The following is a 24,031-nucleotide window of genomic DNA, read 5'->3' on the forward strand; positions in this document are numbered from 1 at the left end:
GCGCCCAACACTGGGGGCCAAAGACGGCGGTCAACGTAGGGGCAGACCTGTGTGTCTGCCCCGGTCGCGTCAGACGAAAGCGAAGATGGCAAGTGCCACCGGGGCAGACACACAGGTCTGCCCCTACGCCATTTTCTTGCCTTAATCACATTGAGCGCTCATTCCCCGCTCTGTTGAATCAACTTCGCCACCAATGCCGTCCAGCCCGTCTGGTGGCTTGCACCAATGCCCGCGCCGTTATCGCCGTGGAAGTATTCGTAAAACAGCACGTAATCGCGCCAGTGCAGATCGTGCTGGAACTTCTCAGTCCCGCCAAACACAGGGCGTTGTCCGGCTTCATCGCGTAAAAAGATGCGTGTCATGCGCCGCGACAACTCGCCCGCGACATCCCACAGATTCAACTGCGTGCCCGAACGCGCGGGGAACTCCACCTGATAGTCATCGCCCAGAAAGTAGTGGAATTTCTGCAACGACTCGACCAGCAGGTAATTGACTGGGAACCAAATCGGCCCGCGCCAATTCGAGTTGCCGCCGAACAACCCCGTCGAAGATTCTGCCGGTTCGTAATCCACGCGATGCTCGTGGCCGTTGACTTGAATCACATACGGATTGTCTTTGTGATGCCGTGAGACGGCGCGAATGCCGTGTGGCGAAAGGAACTCTTCCTCATCCAACATGAAATGCAACACGCGCCGCAAGCGGTCACGATTGACCAGCGACAAAAACCACCGTGTCTGCCCATCTGCCGTTTGCTGAATCTCTACGTGCTGACCGAACTCCGGGCGGTTTTCGATGAACCATTGCATGCGTTTCTTGAAGCCCGGCAACTTATCAATCAGTTCCGAGTTCAGCGTCTCCACCGCAAACAGCGGCACCAGCCCGACCATTGAACGAATGCGCATCGGCCAATGCCCGCCGTCCGGCATGTGCAACACGTCGTAATAAAAGCCGTGTTCCTCGTCCCACAACTGCACGTCATCGCAACCCGCGTGATTCATCGCGTGACAGATGTAGACGAAATGCTCGAAGAACTTGCTCGCCACGTCTTCATAGGCCGGATTCTCACCCGCCAATTCCAACGCAATGGTCAGCATATTCAGGCAATACATGCCCATCCAACTTGTCGCATCCGATTGATGCAGATGCCCGCCTGTCGGCAATGCCGCGCTGCGGTCAAACACGCCGATGTTATCCAGACCCAGAAAGCCGCCCTGAAAGATGTTCTTGCCTTCGGCGTCTTTGCGATTGACCCACCAGTTGAAATTGAGCAGCAGTTTATGAAAGACGCGCTCCAAAAACTTGCGGTCAGCCACGCCCGTGCGCTTCTGATCAATCTTGTAAACGCGCCAGGCCGCCCAAGCATGCACCGGCGGATTCACATCGCCAAACGCCCATTCATACGCCGGTATCTGCCCGTTCGGGTGCATATACCATTCGCGCAGCATTAGGATGAGTTGCTCTTTGGCAAAGTCCGCATCGGCCAGCGCAATCGGCAAGGTATGAAACGCCAAGTCCCACGCGGCATACCAGGGATACTCCCATTTGTCGGGCATGGAGATCACGTCGGCGTTGTACAGATGCGACCAATCGCTGTTGCGCCCATTCCAACGTTCAGTTGGCGGCGCGGGTTGCGCCGGGTCGCCATTCAACCAACGGCTCAGATCGTAATGATAAAATTGCTTGCTCCACATCAGCCCCGCGAATGCCTGCCGCTGCACATTGCGGGCATCCGCAGACAAATCGGCAGGCGCAAGCTGTGCGTAAAACTCGTCTGCTTCTTGCAACCGGGCGGCAAAGGTTCGCTCGAACACATTGCCAAACGGTGTTTGTATGTTCAGGTCATCACTGAGTCGCAAGCGAACCGTCCGCGTTTCGCCGGGTTGCAACGTCAATGAATATCGCGCCGCCGCTTTTGTGCCGCTGCGTTCAGGATTCACGGCTTCGTGGTTGCCATGCACGATGAAATCGCTGATGCCGTCTTTGACAAAGGGCACAGCATTCAGCGCATTGAAAAGCCTCGCTTTGTTTGTCTCGTTCTCAGTGAACAACAACTCCGTCGCACCTTCGCAATACAAGCGGCGCCGCCCCAAATAGTCGTGCTCCGCTTCAATGACGCCCTCACCCACTTCTTTCAGCAAAGGCCGTGGTTCAGGGCCGCCCCACGGCCAAGTGTTGCGAAACCACAACGTGGGCAATAGCTCCAGGGTCGCCGCTTCCGGCCCGCGATTCACCACCGTAAGTTTGATCAAAATATCTTCCGGCGCAGCCTTGGCGTATTCGACAAACACATCGAAATACTTGTCATCGGCAAACACGCCCGTATCCAGCAACTCGAATTCCAACGCCTCGCGCCCGCGCCGCTGATTCTCTTCCACCAATTGTTGATAGGGAAACTCGGCCTGCGGGTACTTGTACAAAAACTTCATGTACGAATGCGTCGGCGTGGCGTCCAGATACCAGTAATACTCTTTGACATCTTCGCCGTGATTGCCCTGCGAACCGGTCAAGCCGAACAACCGTTCTTTCAAAAACGGATCGCGGCCATTCCACAGTGCCAGCGCGAAACAGAGATGCTGCTGGCGGTCGCTGATGCCGCCGAGGCCGTCTTCGCCCCAGCGATACGCCTTTGAGCGCGCGTGCTCGTGCGGGAAGTAATCCCAGGCCGAACCGTGCGGCGAATAGTCCTCGCGCACAGTGCCCCAGGCGCGTTCGCTCAGATAAGGGCCCCAACGTTTCCAGTGCTTGGTGCGTTCGCGTGATTCGGCGAGACGTTGTTCCTCTGCCGTAACCAATGGTTTCAATTGCTGTGCTCGCTCTTCTGCTTGATGCTTCAAATGACACTCCTTCGTTGCTTGCGTCGAATGCTTTTCGCACTCATACATCCCAACAAGCCGGGCGGATATTCCCAATAGAAACGTAAACTCTCTTGCTGACGGCTTTGCAAAAGCCCTGTGTTAATAGCGGTTCTTGCTTCACGCTATGTGCAAAATCGAATTGAACCCGCCATATTCATCCGGCTCTTTCATTCCATTGCCCGGATCGTCCTGCCAGCGCACACCGTCAATCACGAATTTGTAGCGATAGCGGCCCGCCACCAGCAACGGCAATTCCGTGCGCCAGATGCCGTCGCCATCCCGCGCGCAACGCTGCCGCGCCCAGTTCCAATCGTTGAAATCACCCGCCAGCGCCACACTGCGCGCCTCGTCGTCGTGATGCGTGAAGACCAGCTTGCCTGCTTCGACGCGCGGCGCACCCAATTGCCCAAAGCTATCGCTGTGTTCCTCGCGCAAGGCCTGCTCGACCGCGCGCCGCGCATTCAATACGCCGTAGCCTTGCCGCAACAACGGCTGTTCAACCAAACGATCCGCCGTCGAAACCAGGATGTGCCGCACCGCCGCCGGAGTTAGCGCGGGATTGGCTTCCAACATCTGCGCCACCACTGACGCCGCAATCGGCGCGGCGAACGAAGTCCCGTCTACGTGCTGGTAATGCGTCGAGATGAATTTGTTGGCTTGCAGCGCCGTTTCGATGGCGGCGCGAAGCGTCAACGGCTCGTCATCACCAAGCTCAGACGGCAAGCCAGCCACTTCGCCCATCTCACGCGCCAACGACCGCAAAGCGTAATCAGGCGCATTGACCAACCGATCCAACGCTACGGCCTGCCGATAGCTGGGCGTATTCGGCAACACGGGCGCGGCCACCCACATGGCGGGCGCGATGATTTCAGGTTTGACGATGCCGTCCGCCGTCACGCCGTAATTCGAGCAGTACGGCTCAAGGCGCTCAGGCTCAAGCTGGTTGTGATCGTTGTAACCGCCGACCGCGATGACCGAGGGCGAATTGGCCGGTGGCGCAGTCAGATAGTTTTCGCTGCAACCCGAATTCCCCGCCGCCGCGATCACGACGATGCCCGCCGCTACGGCCTCTTCCGCCGCCTGGTCAACAATGCTGTCGCGGTGCGGCACATCTTCATCGCCACCGAGCGAGATGCTGAGGATGCGTATGTCGTAGCGCTCGCGATTGGCAATCACCCAGCGAATGCCCCGCGCGACATTTTCATCTTTGATGCGGCCGTCCTCGCCCACCTTGACCAGCACGACGCGCGCGTCCGAAGCCAGTCCGCGATAGACGCCGTTCGACAAAAAACCGTTCCCCGCCGCCGTCACCGACGTTTGAGTGCCGTGCCACGCCGTCGCTTCCGGCTCGCCTTCGCTATTCAACACCTGATCCAGCGTCACTATGTCGAAGTAAGCCGCGATGCGATTGACCGGTTGCGTCAGGTCAGGATGCGGATAAAACCCGGCGTCGAGGAAGGCGATGGTCACGCCCTTGCCGGTGAATTCGGGCACGGCATTCAGCCGCACCGGCGTCGGGATGACGCCAAAGCGATTGGGTTGATGGTTGTGTTCGTGTGGTTGAAAGGCAATTGCGGTTGCGGCAGTGGTCATCGGGGTTCACGCTCTTGGTTCAAAGTTTGCACGGCAATCGTGCCGCGCGTTGCGTGTGAGTAATCCCGAAATGGCTGAACGATATTCCCGCTGAAGTGAAGCGCTGCTTTTTGCCGCCCCGTCCCTGAAAGGGGCAATTTCAATAGCCGTGGGCAATCCCCTTGTCATTGCCCAGGTCTTTGCGCGAAACGTGCGAGCCGGATTCAGCCCGCGGACGCGGGCGGCGGCGTAAAGCCCAGGGTGGAGCGCTGCAGCGCGGAACCCTGGGAACATTGGCGAGTGCGCCCAGCCCGCGCAGGCGGGCGACAGACCGTGAGCAGCGCGCAGGTCTGCCGCCCACTCCGTGGGCTCTGTGGCTTCACGTGACGCCAGCCTGGGGTTCCGGCTGCGCCTGCACCCCAGGCTTTATGCTGCCGCCCGCATTCGCGGGCTGAATTCGTGCAAAGACCTGGGCAATGACAAGGCAATGCCCACGGGAGGACGGAATAACAAACTGCAACTCTGATTGGGTTGGATTGGGATGATGAATGCGACCCCTTCAGGGTCGGGCGTAATTTCGGTGCGGCTTCCGGTGGCGCTGCCACCGGCTATTGAATGTCGCCCTTTCAGGGCTGGCGCAGGTCTTCAGCGATTCGATAATTCTTGCTTCACAATTTCCCACGGTCGTGTGGCAGGGTCTTCGGCAAAGCGGGCCAAGCGGCGTTCAAGCTCTTTCCGTTGCGCTTCAGAAATGGGCAACTGGGCGGCGTCTTGGGCGACGCTATCCCACAAATCTTCGGCAAGCTGGATGCGTTCGGCGACGCTCAGTTGCAACAGTTCCGGGGGCAAATGGTTTGTCATAAACGGTTCTCCTTGTGCGGGTTCTTATTCTTCAAAAAGTATGCGTGGCAACCCCGATTGCCGGATGATGGATTGTAAAGTGCCAAGGCGCACTTCCTTGTAATCGGGAACCGGCACCGTAACTGTCGTACCAGCCGCCTTCAATTGCATGATGATGTGACTGCCGCGCTGGCGCACTTGGGTGAAGCCGTGTTGAGCGAGAATGCTGCAAACATCGCGGCCAGAGAGAACGCGCAGCTTACCCAACGGCCACCTCCACACGCGTGACAAAGACCTCTGAGCGCAAGCGGCTTTGCACTTCTGACGGGTCGGCGGCTTCAAAGAATAACTCGAGGGCTTCGGCCAAATTGCGCCTGGCCTCTTCGACAGTATCGCCTTGGCTGGCTATGTCGAGTTCAGGGCAAAGGGAAACGTAGCCTTCGCCTTCGCCTTCAATAATGGCGGTATATTGTCGTAACTGTTTCATAATCTCTCCTAAAAATCATGTAGCCAAATTACATCCGGAACTTATCTATCTCGATATTGAAACCCTCAGTCCGGGGAGGAATAACTCAATCGGATTGTCATCATGTTTCTCATTACCTTTGATGGTATTGTAAACGTGCTCTTTGAGTTCTTTTCTAGCACTCTCAAATCTGTCCAAAATCGTATAGGGATCAGAGGTGTCTATGATTATTGTTCGACCTTGAGACACATCGAAAGGAATCTTATCTCCTTTTCGAATAATTTGAATTGCAGAGAGCTTGAATGCCTGTCTAACACCCAGTTCATAAAAAGCGTTCGGGTTGTTAAAGGATAAATCGGCTATACAAAGGCGTGAGTATGCGATGTATTCAATGACTTGCTTGGTGATAAGTCCGGGTTTGGCTATTTTGTCGGCACGAATCGGACGAAGACCAAATTCAAACAATACTGGCTCTAATAAGTGCTTTAGAATAGCGTCTGAGTGTTTCCGCTCGATAGACTCTTCCAAACCAATTGGCGTGATCACAAAACATATTTTTTCCCAGTCTTCTTCATGATCCGATAAAGCCTGAGTAGTTTCGTTAGCACTACCATTTACCTTTCCATCGCCGCTCAGATCATCATCTGTTAAATTGCTCTTCGCACCAACAGGAAATGCCATGTCTGAAAAATTTAGCAGTTCTTTTCCGTCTGATCGCGTAACAAGCGCGCCTGCAAAACGGGCATTTTCCCTTATGATTTCGATAGCCTCTGTCGTTCTTTCGCGAGGTATTCCATACCTAGTCTCCAATACATTTAGAAATAATTCGCCAGTAGGTATGGTCGAGCCATTGTAATCAGTGAAAAACCGGCTGAGAACGGAAGGGGTAAATAAAGCTTTTTTTATGCCTTCTTCTTTCTCCCCTTCATATGTCGGAGCTAAAATTTTTCTTCCAGTCTCACTAAGTAAGTAATTTTTATCGTCCTGTTTCACAACAAGACCATATGCAACAGCAGCCCATAATGGGTATTTGTTTTGAGGGTTCGTTTCTGCAACGTCCAGTCCAGCCGCAATTTCAGGCCAAGTTGCTTTGGTCCCGTAGTTATCTCTTATTACTTGTGCCACTTTCAACGAATCAGCCAGTGTTCTTCGAGGCAAAGCATCTGATGTAACTTTAGTCTGCACATCAACTGGCTTCTTTGTGGTCGTAGAAGCTTTCACAGATTTTGCTTTTTTTTCAGCTTGTTTTACTTGTTTCATTATTTCTCCAGCCTTTCTATGTTACCCGCTCATCCGTTCCTTCGCCTCCAACTCCTCCGTCACCCGCAACGGCTGCAACGTCGTCCGCACGCTCGCGAACTCGGCCTCCAACTGCGCTAACAACACGGGCGCGTCGGCCAATTCACCACGCCGTCCCAAACGTTCCAAGTCCGCCGCCAACTCACTCATCACGCGGGCCCCGACGCTGGCGCTGCCGCCGTTCAGGCTGTGGGCGGCGCGGATCAGGGCTTTGGCATCGTCGGCGGCGAGGGCGGTGCGGACGGCTTCGATGCGGGCGGGGATGTCGTGCAGGAAGAGCGCTAGGAGTTCGTTGACGAATTGGTCGCCGCTCTCTTCGCGCATCTCGTGGACGCGGGCGATCAGGTCGTAGTCCACACGCTCATCGGGGCGGGTGTCAGTGCCGGTGGCGTCGGTGGGCCTGGCGTCAAAATTGGGCGTCAGGACTTTGAGGGTAGCAGCGGAGACGGCAGGAGCGGGTTCGCTGGCAGCTTCCAGGGGTTTCAAAGCCTGGCGGCCTGTCTCGCGGAAAGAATCAAGTGCGAGTTCGCGGTAGAGTTCGCTGGCGGGCATGGGTGTGGTGTCGGCTTTGGCGTGTCCATTGGTGGGGACGCCTTTGGCTGGCACAGCAGCCAGATAGCCGCGGCCTGACGTAGCAGGCGGCAGCGCGAGCGGGCTGTCGGCTTTGGCTTTGCCGTTCGGCGTCAGTTGCGCGCAGCGGGCGAGCACGGCTTGCAACTCTTCGACGCGGATTGGTTTGCTGATGTATTCGTCCATGCCGGCGTTGATGGCGGCGGCGCGGTCTTCGCTGATGACGTTGGCGGTGACGCCGACGATGCGCGGGCGATGTTCTTGCGGCCAACGGCTGAGGATGCGGCGCGTGGCTTCGAGGCCGTCCATTTCGGGCATCTGCAAATCCATCAGCACCACGTCGTAAGGCTGGCGTTCGAGCGCGTCCAGCACTTCGAGGCCGTTGGAGGCGAGGCCGACGCGGTAGCCCATCTTTTCGAGCAGGCGGATTTCCATCTTCTGGTTGACCACGTTGTCTTCGGCCAACAGGATGCGCAGCGGGTAGCGTTTGGCGAATTCGCTGGTCAGTTGCGGCAAGGCGGGCGCGGGCGCGGCTTCTTTGAGTTCGCCGCCGAAAATGGAATTGAGGACGTGATGCAGTTGCGCGGGCTTGAGCGGTTTGTTGACGAAGGCGGCAAAGAGTTCCGGGCTGGTGACTTTGTCGCGTTTACCGAGCGGGGCCAGCAAAACGATAGGCAACGCGGGCCGCCCCAGGCGCAGGTTGCGCGCAAATTCGGTCGTGCTGGCGGTTTCGCCCAACACGCTGATGCGGCTGTCAATGATCGCCAAATCGTAGTTGTCGCCGCGCCGTAACCAGCTCAACGCTTCAGTGGTCGAAGCGGTGGCGAAAGGACGCAGCTTCCAGGTTTGCAATTGCCAGGTCAGCGCCAACCGCACGGCGGCGTTCTCATCCACGATCAGCACGCGTTTGCCCGCCAGCGCGTCGGCCTCGTGCCGAATCAACGCGACGGATTTGCTTTGCCAGGCGGCGGGCGCGGCTTCGGCAACCAACGTAAAATGGAAGTTGGAACCTTCGCCCTCTTCGCTCTCAACCCAGATGTTGCCGCCTAGTAATTCAACCAGCCGTTTGCTGATTGCCAGACCCAGGCCCGTACCGCCGTAACGCCGCGTGATCGAGGCATCCACCTGGCTGAAGGCTTGGAACAGCTTGTCCATCTGTTCTTGCGGAATGCCGATGCCGGTGTCTTTGACCGAGAACCGCACTTCGTATTTGTTCTCGCTGAGCGTCTCGGCGTTGACCGACACGACGATTTCGCCCTGATGCGTGAACTTGACCGCGTTGCCGATCAGGTTGACCAGGATTTGCCGCAAGCGCGTGCCGTCGGTGATGTAGGTCGTCGGCGTGTACGGATCAAACAGCAGCACCAGTTCCAGGCCCTTTTCATTGGCTTCGTTGGCGAGCAATTCCAGCGCGTCCTCGACGCCTTCGCGCACGTCGCTGGGTTGCAGTTCGAGCGTCAGCTTGCCCGATTCGAGTTTGGAAAAATCCAGAATCTCGTTGACGGTGTTGAGCAGCGTTTCACCCGCGAGGCGAATCGTCTCGCCGTAATCGCGTTGCTCTTGATTGAGCGGCGTGTCTAGCAACAGGCCGGTCATGCCGATGATGGCGTTCATGGGCGTGCGAATCTCGTGGCTCATGTTCGCCAGGAATTCGCTCTTGGTGTGCGCGACGCTTTCGGCGGTGTCTTTCAGGCGGCGCAACTCGATGTTGGCGTGCGCGAGTTCCTGGTTTTGCAAGACGACTTCGGCGGTGCGGTCGGCGATGGCGGCTTCCAGCACCTGGTTGCGGCGTTCGAGTTGTTTGCCACGCCAGTGCATGGCGAAGTACCCCGCCGCGAGAATCAACAATGCGCAGAACGCATAGAACCAATAGCTCTGATAGAAATGCGGCTGCAATTCAAATTTCCAAGTCGCGCCGACATTGTTCCAGACGCCATCGCTGTTGGCGGCGACGACGTGGAAGCGGTAATTGCCCGGCGGCAGGTTGGTATAAAACGCCGCGCGCCGATTCTCGGCTTCGATCCAGGTGTCGTTGTAACCTTCGAGCCGGTAGCGGAAGCGAATCTTTTCGGGATCAAGAAAGCTGAGCGCGGTGAAATGAAATTCCAGATCGCCCCGTCCGCGCGGCAGCGAACTGACTTGCGAATGATTGACCGGGCGGCCATTGACCAACGCCTGTTCGATCAAGACGGGCGGCGGCAGGTCGTTGCGTTTGAGTTGTTCGGGATCAATGACGACCAAGCCTTTAATCGTTGGGAACCACAGGCGGCCATCGCGCCCGCGCCAACCGGCGGGCTGGCTGCCGCCATTGCATTCGTTGCTCTTGACGCCGTCGGCGGTGCCAAAGGGCGCAGAAGTCACGGCGTTGAGCTTGCCGTCCAGGAAGTCATTCAACTGGCGTTTGCTGACGCGGAAGATGCCCTTGGTGCAACTGAGCCAGAAATTCTGCTGGTCGTCTTCGAGAATTTGATAGACGACATCGTTGAATAAACCAGCGCGCGAGGTGACGGCTTTGAATTGGCCGTCGCGAAAGCGAATCAAGCCACCGCCGCGCGTGCCGATCCACAGGCTGCCATCGCGGTCTTCGTGCAAGGCGCGAATCACGCCGTAAGGCATCGCTTCGGGCGCGCGATAATTGATGAAACGGCCATTATTCCACCGCGACAGCCCGCTCTCAGTCCCCAGCCACAGATTGCCCGCTTGATCTTCCAACAGCGCTTTGATGTGGTTGTCGGCCAAGCCATCCTGCGTGTTGAAAATGACAAAGCGCCCGTTATCCAACCGCGCCAGTCCGCCGCCATCGGTGCCGATCCAGAGATTGCCCGTCCAGTCTTCGGTCAGCGCGGTGACGGCATTGGCGGGCAGTCCCTGTTTGCTGGTGTAGGTCGTCCATTTGCCCTCGCGGTAACGGCTCAAACCATTATCAGTGCCGATCCATAATGTGCTGTTGCGGTCTTGATAGATTGACCAGACGCGGCCCGGTGCGATGCCGTCTTTGGCCGTCGTGAAGCCGGTGAATTGGCCGTCCTTCAAACGATTCAACCCGGCCTCGGTGCCGATCCACAGCGTTTGCTCGCGGTCTTCGTATACAGACCAGACGGCGTTGTGCAACAGACCGTTGTTGGCGTCGAACAGGCCGATGCGCCGCTCGGCCAAACGGTTCAGCCCGCCGCCTTCGGTGCCGACCCAGAGCGAGCCTTCGCGGTCTTCATACAGCGCCCAGACCACATCTTGCGACAGTCCCTGCGCCCGCGTGTAAGCGGTGAACTTGCCATCGCGAAAGCGACTCAGGCCGCCGCCATCGGTGCCGATCCACAAACCGCCATCGCGCGCTTCGCGAATCGCCCAGATCGTTTCGTTGGGCAGGCCGTCTTTCTTGGTGAAGTTGGTGAAACGCCCGTCGCGCAACACCGTCAACCCGCCATCGGTGCCGATCCATAGCGCACCATCGCGCGTTTCGTACAAGGTGAAGACGCGGTCGTTGGCGAGGCCGCTCTTGGTCGTAAAACTTTTTAGCGTACCGTCCTTGAACCGGTTCAAACCGCCGCCATCAGTACCAACCCAGAGACTGCCATCCCGTGTCGCGCACAAAGCCGTTACGCCCACACGCGCCGAACCGGTCTGAATCACGTAGCTGGTAAACTTGCCGTCCTTGAATTGCGCCAGCCCGCTCTCAGTACCGATCCAGAGCACGCCTTGCTGATCTTCGGCCAGCGCTTTGATCTTGTTGTGCGGCAAACCGTGCTGAGTCGAATAGCGCGTGAACTTGCCGTCCTTGTATTGCACCAGCCCGCCGCCATCGGTGCCGATCCACAAACTGCCATCGCGTGTTTCGTGCAGGGCGAAGATGTTGTTGTCGCTGAGTTCCGCTGTGTTCTGCCGGTCGAAGATGACAAAGCGCTGCCCGTCAAACCGCACTAACCCTTCCAACGTACCGAGCCACAGATAACCATCCCGTGTTTGCAAAATCGTCGTGACGGAGTTTTGCGGCAACCCATCTTCTTTTTGCCAAACGTCCCAGCGGTATTGCGAAACGCCGCGCCCGTTGTTTAAGGCCGGAGCCGCGCCATTTAGCGTCAACAGCCAGAACAGGCACACGGCTGCTGCACCGTAGCGCCACGGGTGTTGCCGAAGTTGGGTTGTCAGCCGGAAAGGAATCATGTTTCAAGGTACAGCAGGCGGGTGAGCCTGCTGCGGCTTAGCCATTGACGGAGTGGCCGTGAATATCATTTCGCCACACCAGCAGCAGGCTGACAGCCTGCTGTACAAATCAAGCCAATGGCCACGCGTATGCATAACACGCCAGCCTTGCACCAATCACCAGTTGCAGCCGTATGAGAAGGAACCGGTTAGAAACACCGTAAAAGAAAGGTCACCAAGCACCTGTTTTTTGCCGTTTGCATCGTGCCGTTTGACTGCGCGGCACATCGGAGGGGAGATGCAAAGCGGCTGAGCCATCGTTTCGGCCAGCACCGGAATTGAGAGAACAGGATGCTTCTAGGCCGCGAATACTACTGCAAATAGCTATGGAAAGCCAAGACCTGTCGCCCAAGCCGCAAAATCTACTTTTCTGTTTGCCTAACTGCCAATGGGCTGGCAAGCCATCCGCGATGATGATAATTTGGCGCTGTTTTCGGAGCAATCTTAATTTTCCAACCCTTTAGGAGCATCATCCCTGTTATGAGTTTCGCTGACGCCCCTGTCATTGGGCCGTGCACGCCGCCGCCCCGTTTGTTGTTAGGCCCTGGCCCGTCACCCGTGGATGACCGCGTGTTGCGTGTGCTGAGCGCGCCGCTGACTGGCCACCTTGACCCATTCTTTGTGCGCACGATGGACGAGGTGCAACAGTTGTTGCGTTACGCGTTTGAGACCAACAACCGCTTGACCATCCCGATTTCCGGCACCGGCTCCGCCGGGATGGAAGCCGCCGTCGCCAACCTGCTGGAACCCGGCGAAGAGATCGTCATCTGCATCAATGGCTATTTCGGCGAACGCATGCACGAGATGGCGTTGCGCGTCGGCGCGGTTCCCGTCCGCGTCGAATGTGAATGGGGCGGCCCGGTGGACATCGAAAAGGCTCGCGCGGCTTGGCGTTCTTCCAACTCCCGCGTGCTGTTTGCCGTGCAGGCCGAAACCTCGACCGGCGTGTTGCAACAGCTTGCCCCCTTGCGCGAAATCGCCGACGAACGTGACGGCTTCTTGCTGATTGATTCCGTCACCAGCATCGGCGCGCATTCCATTGGCGTTGACCGCCATCGCGTAGACGCCTGTTACGCCGGCACGCAAAAGGCGCTTTCCTGCCCGCCCGGCCTCGCGCCTGTCACCTTCAGCGAGCGCGCCGTCGAGAAGATCAGAACGCGCGCGACCAAGCCCGTCAGTTGGTATCTGGACTTGGGCTTGCTGACCAGCTATTGGGCCGAGGGCGCAGGCCAGCGCGCCTATCATCACACCGCGCCGATTTCGATGAATTACGCCTTGCACGAAGCCTTGCGCATCGTCGCCGAAGAAGGCTTGGAAGCGCGCGCGCAACGCCACGAACGCAATCATCGCGCACTGGTTGCCGGTGTCGAAGCGATGGGCCTGCAAATGCAAGTCGCGCCCGAACACCGCCTGTGGACGCTCAATACCGTGCGCATTCCTGACGGTGTGGACGATGCGCGCGTGCGGGCACGCTTGCTCAACGAATTCAACATCGAGATTGGCGGCGGCCTGGGTGTTTTCAAAGGCAAGCTCTGGCGCATCGGTTTGATGGGAACCGGCAGCAATGCCAACAACGTATTGCTCGTGCTGGCCGCCTTGGAAAAGGCGCTCAAAGCGGAAGGCTTCCAGCCCAAAGATTCCGGCGTGAGCGCGGCGGCGGCGTTTTACGCGGCCAACTGAATAAGTACAGCGGACTGTTAGTCCGCTGGCAGCTTCGGCCAGTTGCGTGCTGACCAACGCTATAGCGGACTGACAATCCGCTGTACTACATCTGAGGTCTGAATCATGTTTTGTCCACGTTGCGGCGCACCCAATCCCGAAACCACCAAATTCTGCCGCCAATGCGGGCTGGGACTGACGCAAGTTTCGTCTTACGTCTCGACGGGCGGCACCGCACAACTCACGCCCGGCACCCCTTCGCCCGTTTCCCAAATCGCGCAAATCACGGCGGGTTATACGCCTAAGCAAAAGATGGTGTTGTCCATCCTCTGCCTCGTCTTTCTGCCGGGCTTTTTAGCAATCATGAGTGACATGATCGGTTTCGCCGATGCGCTGGTGCCAGTGGCGGGAATCTTTATGTGCGTCGGCATTCCCTGGGCCGTGATTCACTTCCGCAATCAGCAACGCTTGTTGGATCAGCAACAATGGCACGCGCAAATGCAGATGCAGCAGATGCCAATGAACGTGCCGCTGCCGCCCCACGCGCCACCCGTGCAGCAATATCTGCAACCGCCCATGCAACAACCTGTTCAGATGCCGGTGCAACAACCAGGACAACAATCGTATGCGCCGCAGCCGGGTTACCAAGCACCGCACGCAGCCCCGCCAGCGAACTCGCCGAACACCAATCTGCTGGGCACAGCACCAAGCAGCGTGACCGAAGACGAGACGCGGCGGCTGCATAATCAGTAAGGCGTCTTGCCGCAGCCGGTTTTGTCGTTCTGTTATGGCAGGCTGTTATGGCAGGATTGGCGCATTGCGATTATGCTGGCACCCGGCTGTTCAATCTCAAATCTCAAATTTTCAATACGTGAGGAACATCATGAAACTGTCGTTGCTGTGTGTTGTCTTGTTGGGCTTGTTCGTCATCACTGTTGCCGGACGTGAAGTGCGGCAACAGCCGCCACTAATAAATCAACCGCCCGCCTTACCGCTCTGGCCCAATGGCGCGCCCGGCGCGAAAGGCGCGCAACCCGAAGACGTGCCGAGCATCCAGCATTACCCCGCGCCCGCTGACCGTGCCAACGGCGCGGCCATCGTCGTTTGTCCGGGCGGCGGCTACGCGCATTTGGCGGCGCACGAAGGCCACGACATCGCGGTCTGGCTCAACAGCATCGGCGTCTCGGCCTTTGTGCTGAAATATCGCTTGGGGCCGCGTTACAACCATCCGGCGATGCTGTGGGACGTGCAACGCGCCATCCGCACCGTGCGCGCCAAAGCGGCGGACTGGAAAGTTGATCCCAACCGCATCGGCGTGATGGGTTTTTCGGCGGGCGGCCATTTAAGTTCAACCGCCGCGACGCATTTTGATGACGGCAACGCCAGTGCGCCTGACACCATTGACCGCGTCAGCAGCCGCCCGGATGTGGCCATCCTTTGCTACCCGGTGATCACCTTGCAGCCGCCGTTTGCGCACATGGGTTCGCGCAAGAACCTGCTGGGCGAGAACCCTTCCGCCGAGTTGGTTGACCTGATGTCGAATGAAAAACAGGTGACTGCCAAGACGCCGCCGACCTTCCTCTTTCATACCGTAGACGACGCCGCCGTGCCGGTCGAGAACAGCCAGATGTTTGCCGACGCCTTGCGCAAAAACAAAGTACCGTATGAAGCGCATTTCTATGAACACGGGCGGCACGGCGTCGGCTTGGCCCCCACTGATCCCGCGCTCAGCACCTGGCCGAAGCTGTTGGAGAACTGGTTGCGCGCACGCGGTTTTTTCACCGCCACCAAGAAAGCCGAGGCCCCGCCAAAAAAAGCCGACCGGCGGAGTTAGTCGCGCTGCTTGATGAAATGCGCTCAGCTCCGCCGGAATTGGCGGCGAGCGAGATGACGCGCCTCGCCGCCAATCGCATCAAGAACGACAGGGACTGGCAGGTCGAAGTGCTGGCGGAAGCCTTCGTCCTCGCGCGTCAGGCGCAACTGCCGTACAAGCTCACACAACCGGGAACGAACGAATCGCTCTCGGCCATCACGTTCAACAAAACCATTGCTGAACTGGGGATGGATCGCCTCTCGCTGCAATGCACAGTCATTCAGGCGTTGCTGGAGATTGATCCGGCCCGCGCGCTCGCCCTGATGCGCGAGATGGACGCGCTCGAATTGCCCATCACCAAATGCGAAGAGGCCGCCGCGCCGAACGTGGATGTGTTCTACCAAATGCTGATGGCCGTGGCGAAGCGCAGTTTCAACGCGCGGCAACAAGAGCGAGGCGAAGACCTCGCGTTTCTCGAAAGCTACTTGCGCCAGGTCAATCATCCCGCGCAGGTCGCACCCGCCGCACGCTTGATTCGGTTGTTCGGCACCACGCCCGAACGCAGCGAGCGCTTGCTGGATGTCTTTCTGACGGCGCTCGATGACGTGCGGCAGGATGATCGCGCCTTTTCGACGGGCGGCACGCTGGTCTCAGTAGCAGAACTGCAAACGCTCGGCATCTTCTGCACGCAATACACCAAGCGCGGCCCGGAAGTGTTTGCGCGCGTGCGCCGCTACTTGCTCGAGCATCTCAACGGGCCGCGCTGCGCCGACAACGCGCTCACCGCCAACGGCAAGCCCGCGCCGTTGCCCGAAGCCATCCGCAATTTCAATCAACTGATCGCGCTCGATGAGTACAAGATCGAAGAGATTACGGCAGACGAAGTCAAACCGAGTTCATTGGGCGGCAAAGCGCAAGCGACTCGCCACTGGCAAATGCCAAAAGCCGCGAAATTGCGGCAGCAGATTTGGGATATTACAACAGGGCGTTTTATGTCGCGTATTGGGTACAACGGCCCGCCAAAAGAGGTTCGTGTTATTCAACGCCCCGCGCTAAATACGCCAGAGCAGATCCAAGCCTTTCAGGAATTCTTTGAGGAGCTGGCGCACTGGGAACAGGAAGAGAATGTTTCAGCCAGCGATTTCCATCATCAGAAACTATTGCTCTATGACGAAGCTTTTCGGTGGCTTCCGCCTGGCCCCTTGCTCAATCAGGTTTTGCAGGACTATCTGAATTTGCTGAGCGCCAGTCGCCGACCTTTCAATACTTTTCCTGAGTGGTACGCGCACTTCAAAATGCTGACCGGCGGCTATGTGATGAATGACAATCGTGGCGCGGTCGAAGCGGCGCTTACAATCGTGAACAATTCAGATGATCCGTTGATCCAACTCATTCTGCGTGTGAGCAAAGCGCCCGCCGAAAAGTGAGTGGCGCAGTGGTACAGCAGACTGGCAGTCTGCTGTACGGGTTTAGCCGTGAATTCAGGCTGTAGCTCGCCGTGTTACCGGAGCGCCCGTTGCCGTGTGTGCCCCTTGGCCGGCAATTGTCCTCTGCCGGTTACTCGCGTAATATCCGCGCCATGCCAACAACAATCCGTTTCGCGTTTTTACTGCTCGCAGCCGTTGGCGGTCTGGGGCTGACGGTCGCGGCGCTGCAACGCCGGGCCGCGCCACCGGCGTACAACTATTCGCCGCAACTGCTCGACGAGATGAAGCAGTTGCAACAGGCCGCGCTCAGCAATGATTACGCGCTCAGACAGGTCGCGGCGTTGTGCAACAACATCGGCCCGCGCTTGAGCGGTTCGCCGCAAGCGGCGCAGGCGGTCAAATACGTCGCCGAAGAACTACGCAAGCTGGGCTTGGAAGTCACGCTCGAAAAGGTGATGGTGCCCCATTGGGTGCGTGGCGTCGAAACCGGCGAGTTGGTCGAATTCAAAGGCATGGCTCCCGGCACGACACAAAAGATCGTGCTGACCGCTCTGGGCGGCAGCGTGGCTACACCCGCGACGGGTTTGGTCGCGCCGGTCGTTGTGGTTAAAGACTACGCCGAGTTGAATGCGCTGGGCCGCGAGCGCGTGCAAGGCAAGATCGTGCTCTTCAACAAGAAGTTTGATGAACAAATGGCCGCGCAAGGCATGGGTGATGAAGCATATGTCCAAGCTGTGGCCTATCGTGGCGGCGGCGCGAGCGCGGCGGCCCGATTGGGCGCGGTCGCGGCCTTGAATCGTTCGGCAGGCGGGGGTGCGTGGCGCTTGCCGCATACGGGCGCGCTAAATTATGCCGCAGATGCGCCGCCGATTCCGGGCGCAGCGGTGACTGCCGAAGACGCCGAGTTGATTGCACATCTCGCCAGGCAGGGCGAAGTGAAAATGCGCCTGACGCTGACGCCGCAGAGGTTGCCCGACGCCGAGAGCGCCAATGTCATTGCCGATTTGAAAGGCAGCGAGAAACCCGACGAGATCGTCATCGTTTCGGGCCATCTCGATTCATGGGATTTGGGTACGGGCGCGATTGACGATGCGGCGGGTGTGGCTGTGGCAATGCAAGCTGCCAATTTGATCAACCAACTCAAGCTGCAACCCAAACGCACGATTCGCGTGGTGGCGTGGATGAATGAGGAAAATGGTGGTGCAGGTGGTAGAACTTATTTTCAGGACTACCAAGCGAGTGTGGCGAAACATTTCGCTGTGCTTGAATGCGACAACGGCGCTGGTCATCCGACGGGATTCATGGCGCACGTCAAACCGGAGGCGCTGCCGCCATTACAACCGATTGCTGAGGTGTTGCAAGCAGCGGGCGCGAGTGTGGTGCGCTGGACGAATCAATCCGTGGGCGCGGACATTGCGCCGCTTGAAGACGTAGGTGTGCCGGGCTTTACGCCGTTGCAGGACCTGCGCAGTTATTTCACCTATCACCACACTCCGGCGGATACCTTTGACAAAGTGCAGCCGCGCGCATTAGCGGAGAATGCCGCTGTGATGGCGGTGCTGGCCTATGCGTTGGCGAATTTGCCGGAGGCGTTACCACGTTGAATTGGATTTAGGATTTGAGATTGCAGATTGCAGATTCAACCAAAGGAGAACTATGCAAAACGATTTCTTGCAAGATGAACAGATGAAAAGTTTGTTTCCATCAGCGGGCGAGGTCACGCGGCGCGGCTTCGTCGTGACCTCGCTGACGGCGGGCTATGCGTTGGCGATGCAGCCCATTCAAGAGGCCACGACAATCAAGACCGATGCAACGGGCTTAATCGCAGGCGAAGTCAAAATCCCTGTCAAAGACGGCGAGATTCCGGCCTATCGCGCGCTGCCCGAAAAAAAGAAAAATTGCCCAACCGTCTTGGTCGTGCAGGAGATTTTCGGCGTGCACGAACACATCAAAGACATCTGCCGCCGCTTCGCCAAACTGGGCTATCTGGCCATCGCGCCGGAACTTTATGCCCGGCAGGGCAATGTCTCGAACATTCCGATGAACCAGATTATGCCGATTGTAGCCAAGGTGCCCGACGATCAAGTGATGTCTGATCTGGACGCGGCGGCGGCTTGGGCACTGAAAAACGGCGGCGGCAACAAGCTAGCGATTACTGGATTTTGCTGGGGCGGGCGCATCGTCTGGCTTTATTCATCGCACAATCCGAAGCTCAAAGCGGGCGTCGCCTGGTATGGCCGTCTGACGCCACCTCCGCCGGATCGCGCCAGTGCGTTGCAACCAAAACATCCGACTGAAGTGGTCGCGCAACTGCACGCGCCGGTACTCGGTCTGTACGGCGGCAAAGACACTGGCATTCCGCTTGCCGATGTAGACAAGATGAAAGCGGAGCTGAAGGCCGCCAAAAAGCCTTCCGAAATCATTGTCTACCCCGATGCTCCGCATGGCTTTCACGCCGACTATCGTCCCAGCTACACCAAGGCGGCGGCGGAAGACGGCTGGAAGCGTCTGCTCGCCTGGTTCAAGCAAAACGGCGTTGCTTAAAACAGTTGCCGGTAGTCAGTTGTCGGTTGTCAGCAAGTAACCGGCAACCGACTACCGACTACCGACTACCGACTACTATGACTTACGCACACAAACTCACGGGCGCCAAGCCCATCAAGCTAAAAGACATTGACCCCGATTTTGACGCGGGGTTGAAACGCGAAGAGGGCGAGGCGCGGTTAGCCAAGCTGAGCGCCGCGCTGACGCGCTTGCAGGAACTGCTCTATGCCGCCGGGCAGCATTCGGTGTTGATCGTTTTGCAAGGGCGTGACACCAGCGGAAAAGACGGTACGATCAAGGCCGTGATGGGGCCATTGAATTCGCTCGGCTGCAACGTCGCGTCTTTCAAAGTGCCGACGGAAAAAGAACTGGCGCACGATTTTCTTTGGCGCGTGCATCAACAAACACCGGGCCGGGGCGAGATCACGATCTTCAACCGTTCGCATTACGAAGACGTGCTGGTCGTGCGCGTGCACAACTATGTGCCGCCGAAGGTGTGGCGCAAACGTTTCGCGCACATTAACCACTTCGAGCAGTTGGCGGCGGATGCCAACACCATCATCCTGAAATTTTATTTGCACATCAGCAAAGCTGAGCAAGAGCAACGCCTCTTGGCGCGCGAACAGGAGCCGGAAAAATACTGGAAGCTATCAGCGGGAGATTGGCAGGAGCGCGAACTCTGGAACGCCTATACCCGCGCGTATGAAGATGCGTTGAATCAGTGCGGCACGCCGCAGGCGCCCTGGTATGTCGTGCCGGCCAACAAGAAATGGTTTCGCAATCTGGCCGTGGCCGAGGCGATTGTCAGCGCGCTCCAGCCCTATCAGAAACAATGGCTGGAACGGCTGGCTAAAATCGGGCAACGCGAAAAGGCGTTGATTGATGAATTCCGCCACCCAGCGAAGTAAGGCTGACTCAGTGTTTCACCAACGCGGTTTTTTTGTCGTCATTCAGCGGCGGCAAGTGTTCATACCCAATCACGAAGTCGCAGCCGCAGGATTTGCAACGATAAGGGTCAGCGGCCTGGGCGGCGCCGATAAACCAACGCTGGTGGCATTGAGGGCAGATTTGCAGCCAGACACTGGCTGCCGTTTTCAATACATCTTCTCGGGTCATTCAATTCTCCCAGTTCAGCCAACCGCAGTCAGCGACGAAGCATTCGCTCAAACGTAACGGCTGCTGCGCCTCATAGTGATCTTTACACCACAAGCGTTACAACCAACGTGCCAGGCGCGAACCTCGCGCGGACGGGCTGATGAAATGAGTTAGCTGGATGGGCGTCCGCCAGAGTGGGATGTTTTAGGACAGTGGTGAGAAAAAGCGATACACCAATTGCTCTCGCCAATGACACCCAATAAGCCTCTCCAAGGTTCCAGGTGTAGAAAAGCTCAAACTAGATCAGTTTGCAATTGCGTATACGGGAGCGCGTTGTGCCGGGACGGTACCGCGCGCGTGAGCAAGCGGAGCCTGGGCGATTCGGCCAATGGCGTAAGCTTGACGCGCCGCTTGCTGACGCGCGCGGTACCGTCTCGCTGCGCGGCTTTTCCCATACACTGATGTGAAAACCGATCTAAAGCCACGTTCGCTTGGCTAGATTTGTCATCCTGCCAGCTTGCTGTTACGCTCGCGCCTCTTTTTTGCGCACCAACCACTCAGAAAGGCAGTAATTGGGAACGCCAGGCCAAGCCTGCGCGTGTGCCAAGACCGTTCGATGACCGAATCTGAAACCCTCATACTGGCCCCTGCGCCCTCGTTCAGTGAATGGCTGGCGCAAAAGCTTTCGCGCGTCACGTCGGGCGGCGCATTGATCCCGGAAATTGACGGCTTGCGCTTTCTGGCCATCGCGGCGGTGCTGTTGCATCACACGATGTCCATCTATCTGCGCGAGAGCGGGCGCAGCGGCGTTGAAGTCCATTCGCAATCGGCCTGGGCGGCGGCGAGTTCGCAATCATGGTTGGTGCCGCTGGCGTACAGCGGCCATTTCGGCGTCAATCTGTTTTTTGCCATCAGCGGTTTCATCCTCGCCCTGCCCTTTGCCAAACGCAGCTTTGAAAAGCGCCCCGCGCCGAGTTTGAAGAACTATTATCTGCGCCGCGTCACGCGCATCGAACCGCCCTATGCCATCTGCCTGCTGATCTTCTTTTTCTTTCAGTGGCAAGCCCGGCACCTCAATCCGCAGGAACTCTTCCCGCACCTGCTGGCGAGTTTGTTTTACGCGCACGGTTTGATCTACGGCGCGCACAGCACGATCAACAGCGTCGCGTGGTCGCTGGAAATCGAGATTCAGTTTTACCTGCTGGTGCCGCTGCTGGTGAAAGTTTTCAAGCTCAGCAATGCCGCGTTCCGGCGCAGCCTCTTGCTCGCGCTGATCGCGGGTGGTGGCTGGCTTTCGCAACACGTCATCTATCCGTCAGGTTCGATGCCCCTGATTCTTTCGCTGGCGAATTTCGCGCACTACTTCCTGGTCGGTTTTTTGCTGGCTGACCTTTACCTGAACGGCTGGTTTCGCGCCGAACATCGTTTGTGGGCGGGTGATTTGTTGACGCTGGCGGCGGGCGCGGGAATCGTGGCGGTGCTGAATCCCTACGGCCAGTTTTACTTTGCCCTGCCGTTGCTGGTGCTGGCGCTGTATCTGGGCTGCTTCCTCGGCAAGCTGTCGAATGCGTTCATCCGGCAACGCTGGATCGTGATCATCGGCGGGATGTGCTACACGTTTTATCTTTACCACGTGCCGATTGTGTCGGCGCTGTTATCAAAAACGGGTTTCCTGATGATTGCGGGGCGGCCTTTCTGGGCGGATTTCATGCTGCAATGTCTGCTGGTATGCCCGTTGGTCTTCCTCCTGTGCAGTTGGTGGTTTGTGGTAACCGAGAAACCATTTATGCGCTGGAGCCTGGCGACCACGGCTAAGCCGAAACGGATTTGAGCAAGACATGCGCGCGGGCCAGCGCGACATCAATGTTTTCCATCACGTTCTCACGGCCCAGCTTGGCGAGCAACCCTGTTTGCTCCATCGCGCGCAGGGGTTGTTCGGCGACACCGGAGAGCAATAACGTTCCGCCTTCATTTTGCGTGCGTGTGAGCACGTCTTCCAACACCTGCAAGCCGGTCGCATCAATCGAAGGCACCAGGCGCATACGCAAAATTAGCACGCGCGGCGTCTTTTCTACACGGCGCATCGAATCCTTAAACCGTTCGATGGCGCCGAAAAAGAGTGAGCCGTAAATTTCGAAGACTTCGACGCCCGGCGGCACTTGGCGTTTGGCAATCGAACGGGCGCTGTCCACTTCCTCTTCTTCATCACGCAGGTTTTGCGTGATCATACTCACCTCCGTCACATCCGACATCCGTTGCATGAAAAGAAAGGCCGCCAGCACAACCCCCACCTGAATTGCCACCGTCAGATCAATCAACACCGTCAAAAAGAACGTCACTAACAAGACGGCCACGTCACTTTTCGGCGCGCGCAACAGTTTCAGAAAGACGTGGTACTCGCTCATGTTGTAGGCCACGAACACCAGAATCGCCGCCAGCGTCGCCATCGGAATCAAGGCCGCCCACTTGCCAAAGAAGAGCATGATCAGCAGTAAGACCACGGCATGAATGATCGCCGCAACCGGCGTGCGCCCGCCGCTCTTGATGTTGGTGGCGGTGCGCGCAATCGCGCCGGTCGCGGGGATGCCCTGAAAAATCGGCGAAATCAAATTGCCTACGCCTTGCGCGATCAATTCCATGTTCGAGCGGTGCCGCGTGCCGAGCATCCCGTCGGCGACGACGGCGGCCAGCAACGATTCGATGGCGGCCAGCAACGCAATCGTAATCGCCGGTTGAACCATCTTTTGCACCAGCGGCCAGGTGATCGTAGGCAGATGCGGCGCAGGCAGCATGTTCGGCACGCTGCCAAAACGCGAGCCGATGGTTTCGACCTCCAAATGCAGCAAATGCACCAACAACGTCGCCACGACAATGGCGACCAGCGAGCCGGGCAGCTTGGGCGTCACACGCGGCCATAAAAAAACGATCAACAGGGACAACACGCCGACGCCCAGTGCGTAGGGATTGCAAGTCGCCGCGTGTCGAATCAACTCGATCCACTTTTCGACAAACTCGGCGGGAACTTTATCCATACGCAGACCGAAGAAATCGCGGATCTGGCTGGACAGAATGATCAGCGCAATGCCGCTGGTGAACCCCACCGTGACCGGGTACGGGATGAATTTCAGGAACGCGCCCATCCTGGCCAGCCCCATCACGATCAGCAACACGCCCGCAATCATCGTCGCCACGGCCAACCCGTCGTAGCCATATTGCTGCACGATGCCATAGATGATGACGACGAAAGCGCCGGTCGGCCCGCTGATTTGCGCCCGCGAGCCGCTCAACGCGCCAATGGCCAAACCAGCCACGACAGCCGTATACAGCCCCTGCTCCGGCTTTACGCCTGAAGCAATCCCAAAGGCAATGGCGAGCGGCAGCGCGACGATGCCGACGATCACGCCCGCGATCAGGTCAGCGAGAAATTGCTGGCGCGTATAGCCTTCGCGCCAAACGGTAAGCAGTTTTGGCTCCAGTCGGGAGTGCATGTTCGGATTGTTTTTCCAAGGGGTGAATTGATGAATGAAACATGATTGTGCGCGTTGCCACCCGCCTCGGCAAGCCCGTTCCGTGGACGCAACCAATCGCTTTGAAGATTCTTTCAAATTTCTTTTATCAGGAATTCAAAGGCAATTCAGCCGGCTTTTAAGACTTCAAGCGGGCCTTCCACGTATCTTGCGCCCGTCGTCAG

17 protein-coding genes are annotated in these 24,031 nt (G+C 57.8%); 8 read left to right on the top strand and 9 right to left on the bottom strand.

The features are described from left to right. Positions 1 to 158: 158 nt before the first annotated feature. The 7 genes from HY011_17285 to HY011_17315 all read right to left on the bottom strand — a co-directional run bounded on the left by HY011_17285 (position 159) and on the right by HY011_17315 (position 11,700). The gene (locus HY011_17285) at positions 159 to 2,882 is read right to left on the bottom strand and encodes a glucosidase (protein ID MBI3424690.1); all 2,724 of its coding nucleotides are present in this window, start codon (positions 2,880 to 2,882) and stop codon (positions 159 to 161) included. Between the two features lie 90 nt (positions 2,883 to 2,972). Then, on the bottom strand, positions 2,973 to 4,448 hold the full coding sequence (locus tag HY011_17290) for a S8 family serine peptidase (GenBank protein MBI3424691.1): 1,476 nt from the start codon (positions 4,446 to 4,448) through the stop codon (positions 2,973 to 2,975). A gap of 624 nt (positions 4,449 to 5,072) precedes the next feature. Beyond that, positions 5,073 to 5,288 carry an addiction module protein gene (locus HY011_17295; GenBank protein MBI3424692.1) on the bottom strand — a complete coding sequence of 72 codons (216 nt, stop codon included), beginning with the start codon at positions 5,286 to 5,288 and terminating at the stop codon, positions 5,073 to 5,075. A gap of 24 nt (positions 5,289 to 5,312) precedes the next feature. After that, entirely contained in the window at positions 5,313 to 5,534 is a 222-nt protein-coding gene (locus HY011_17300) for a type II toxin-antitoxin system HicA family toxin (GenBank protein MBI3424693.1), read from the bottom strand. Then, positions 5,527 to 5,754, bottom strand: coding sequence for a type II toxin-antitoxin system HicB family antitoxin (locus HY011_17305; GenBank protein ID MBI3424694.1), 228 nt, complete (start codon positions 5,752 to 5,754; stop codon positions 5,527 to 5,529). Before HY011_17305 ends, HY011_17300 begins: the two co-directional genes overlap by 8 nt. Before the next feature lie 45 nt (positions 5,755 to 5,799). Then, positions 5,800 to 6,993 (bottom strand): hypothetical protein, encoded by a 1,194-nt coding sequence (locus HY011_17310; GenBank protein MBI3424695.1) that lies wholly within the window; start codon positions 6,991 to 6,993, stop codon positions 5,800 to 5,802. Between the two features lie 21 nt (positions 6,994 to 7,014). Further along, positions 7,015 to 11,700: a response regulator gene (locus HY011_17315; protein ID MBI3424696.1), complete on the bottom strand. Its 4,686-nt coding sequence runs from the start codon at positions 11,698 to 11,700 to the stop codon at positions 7,015 to 7,017. Between the two features lie 582 nt (positions 11,701 to 12,282). On the opposite strand from HY011_17315, the gene HY011_17320 reads away from it, so the two are divergent. From HY011_17320 to HY011_17350, 7 genes are all read left to right on the top strand, one after another. After that, positions 12,283 to 13,482, top strand: coding sequence for an alanine--glyoxylate aminotransferase family protein (locus tag HY011_17320; protein ID MBI3424697.1), 1,200 nt, complete (start codon positions 12,283 to 12,285; stop codon positions 13,480 to 13,482). A 105-nt stretch (positions 13,483 to 13,587) separates the two neighbouring features. Next, positions 13,588 to 14,214, top strand: a complete 627-nt coding sequence (locus HY011_17325; GenBank protein MBI3424698.1) for a zinc ribbon domain-containing protein — start codon at positions 13,588 to 13,590, stop codon at positions 14,212 to 14,214. A gap of 130 nt (positions 14,215 to 14,344) precedes the next feature. After that, on the top strand, positions 14,345 to 15,295 hold the full coding sequence (locus HY011_17330; protein ID MBI3424699.1) for an alpha/beta hydrolase: 951 nt from the start codon (positions 14,345 to 14,347) through the stop codon (positions 15,293 to 15,295). A 17-nt stretch (positions 15,296 to 15,312) separates the two neighbouring features. Beyond that, on the top strand, positions 15,313 to 16,701 hold the full coding sequence (locus HY011_17335) for a hypothetical protein (GenBank protein MBI3424700.1): 1,389 nt from the start codon (positions 15,313 to 15,315) through the stop codon (positions 16,699 to 16,701). A 281-nt stretch (positions 16,702 to 16,982) separates the two neighbouring features. After that, positions 16,983 to 18,305, top strand: a complete 1,323-nt coding sequence (locus tag HY011_17340; GenBank protein MBI3424701.1) for a M20/M25/M40 family metallo-hydrolase — start codon at positions 16,983 to 16,985, stop codon at positions 18,303 to 18,305. Positions 18,306 to 18,387: 82 nt separating this feature from the next. Then, the gene (locus HY011_17345) at positions 18,388 to 19,245 is read left to right on the top strand and encodes a dienelactone hydrolase family protein (GenBank protein MBI3424702.1); all 858 of its coding nucleotides are present in this window, start codon (positions 18,388 to 18,390) and stop codon (positions 19,243 to 19,245) included. 77 nt (positions 19,246 to 19,322) lie between these two features. Continuing rightward, positions 19,323 to 20,153 (top strand): polyphosphate kinase 2 family protein, encoded by an 831-nt coding sequence (locus HY011_17350; protein ID MBI3424703.1) that lies wholly within the window; start codon positions 19,323 to 19,325, stop codon positions 20,151 to 20,153. A gap of 7 nt (positions 20,154 to 20,160) precedes the next feature. Here HY011_17350 and HY011_17355 read toward each other — a convergent pair whose 3' ends face one another. Beyond that, entirely contained in the window at positions 20,161 to 20,361 is a 201-nt protein-coding gene (locus HY011_17355; protein MBI3424704.1) for a hypothetical protein, read from the bottom strand. 595 nt (positions 20,362 to 20,956) lie between these two features. Between HY011_17355 and HY011_17360 the strand changes: the two genes are divergently transcribed. Beyond that, positions 20,957 to 22,171 (top strand): acyltransferase, encoded by a 1,215-nt coding sequence (locus HY011_17360; GenBank protein MBI3424705.1) that lies wholly within the window; start codon positions 20,957 to 20,959, stop codon positions 22,169 to 22,171. On the opposite strand, the gene sulP is transcribed toward HY011_17360, so the two are convergent. After that, complete coding sequence (sulP, locus tag HY011_17365; protein ID MBI3424706.1) at positions 22,152 to 23,828, bottom strand: sulfate permease; 1,677 nt, start codon at positions 23,826 to 23,828, stop codon at positions 22,152 to 22,154. The two genes, HY011_17360 and sulP, sit on opposite strands and share 20 nt — an antisense overlap. Between the last annotated feature and the right edge of the window lie 203 nt (positions 23,829 to 24,031).

Source organism: Acidobacteriota bacterium, from assembly GCA_016196035.1.
GTDB lineage: Bacteria > Acidobacteriota > Blastocatellia > RBC074 > RBC074 > JACPYM01.

What these genes read in the sequence shown, in the direction of transcription:
- HY011_17340 (MBI3424701.1), top strand. Translation starts at nt 16,983, where the DNA reads ATGAAGCAGTTGCAACAGGCCGCGCTCAGCAATGATTACGCGCTCAGA.
- HY011_17330 (MBI3424699.1), top strand. Translation starts at nt 14,345, where the DNA reads ATGAAACTGTCGTTGCTGTGTGTTGTCTTGTTGGGCTTGTTCGTCATC.
- HY011_17295 (MBI3424692.1), bottom strand. Translation starts at nt 5,288, where the DNA reads ATGACAAACCATTTGCCCCCGGAACTGTTGCAACTGAGCGTCGCCGAA.
- HY011_17355 (MBI3424704.1), bottom strand. Translation starts at nt 20,361, where the DNA reads ATGACCCGAGAAGATGTATTGAAAACGGCAGCCAGTGTCTGGCTGCAA.
- HY011_17350 (MBI3424703.1), top strand. Translation starts at nt 19,323, where the DNA reads ATGACTTACGCACACAAACTCACGGGCGCCAAGCCCATCAAGCTAAAA.
- HY011_17320 (MBI3424697.1), top strand. Translation starts at nt 12,283, where the DNA reads ATGAGTTTCGCTGACGCCCCTGTCATTGGGCCGTGCACGCCGCCGCCC.
- HY011_17285 (MBI3424690.1), bottom strand. Translation starts at nt 2,882, where the DNA reads ATGTATGAGTGCGAAAAGCATTCGACGCAAGCAACGAAGGAGTGTCAT.
- HY011_17310 (MBI3424695.1), bottom strand. Translation starts at nt 6,993, where the DNA reads ATGAAACAAGTAAAACAAGCTGAAAAAAAAGCAAAATCTGTGAAAGCT.
- HY011_17305 (MBI3424694.1), bottom strand. Translation starts at nt 5,754, where the DNA reads ATGAAACAGTTACGACAATATACCGCCATTATTGAAGGCGAAGGCGAA.
- HY011_17335 (MBI3424700.1), top strand. Translation starts at nt 15,313, where the DNA reads ATGCGCTCAGCTCCGCCGGAATTGGCGGCGAGCGAGATGACGCGCCTC.
- HY011_17345 (MBI3424702.1), top strand. Translation starts at nt 18,388, where the DNA reads ATGAAAAGTTTGTTTCCATCAGCGGGCGAGGTCACGCGGCGCGGCTTC.
- HY011_17360 (MBI3424705.1), top strand. Translation starts at nt 20,957, where the DNA reads ATGACCGAATCTGAAACCCTCATACTGGCCCCTGCGCCCTCGTTCAGT.
- HY011_17290 (MBI3424691.1), bottom strand. Translation starts at nt 4,448, where the DNA reads ATGACCACTGCCGCAACCGCAATTGCCTTTCAACCACACGAACACAAC.
- HY011_17325 (MBI3424698.1), top strand. Translation starts at nt 13,588, where the DNA reads ATGTTTTGTCCACGTTGCGGCGCACCCAATCCCGAAACCACCAAATTC.
- sulP (MBI3424706.1), bottom strand. Translation starts at nt 23,828, where the DNA reads ATGCACTCCCGACTGGAGCCAAAACTGCTTACCGTTTGGCGCGAAGGC.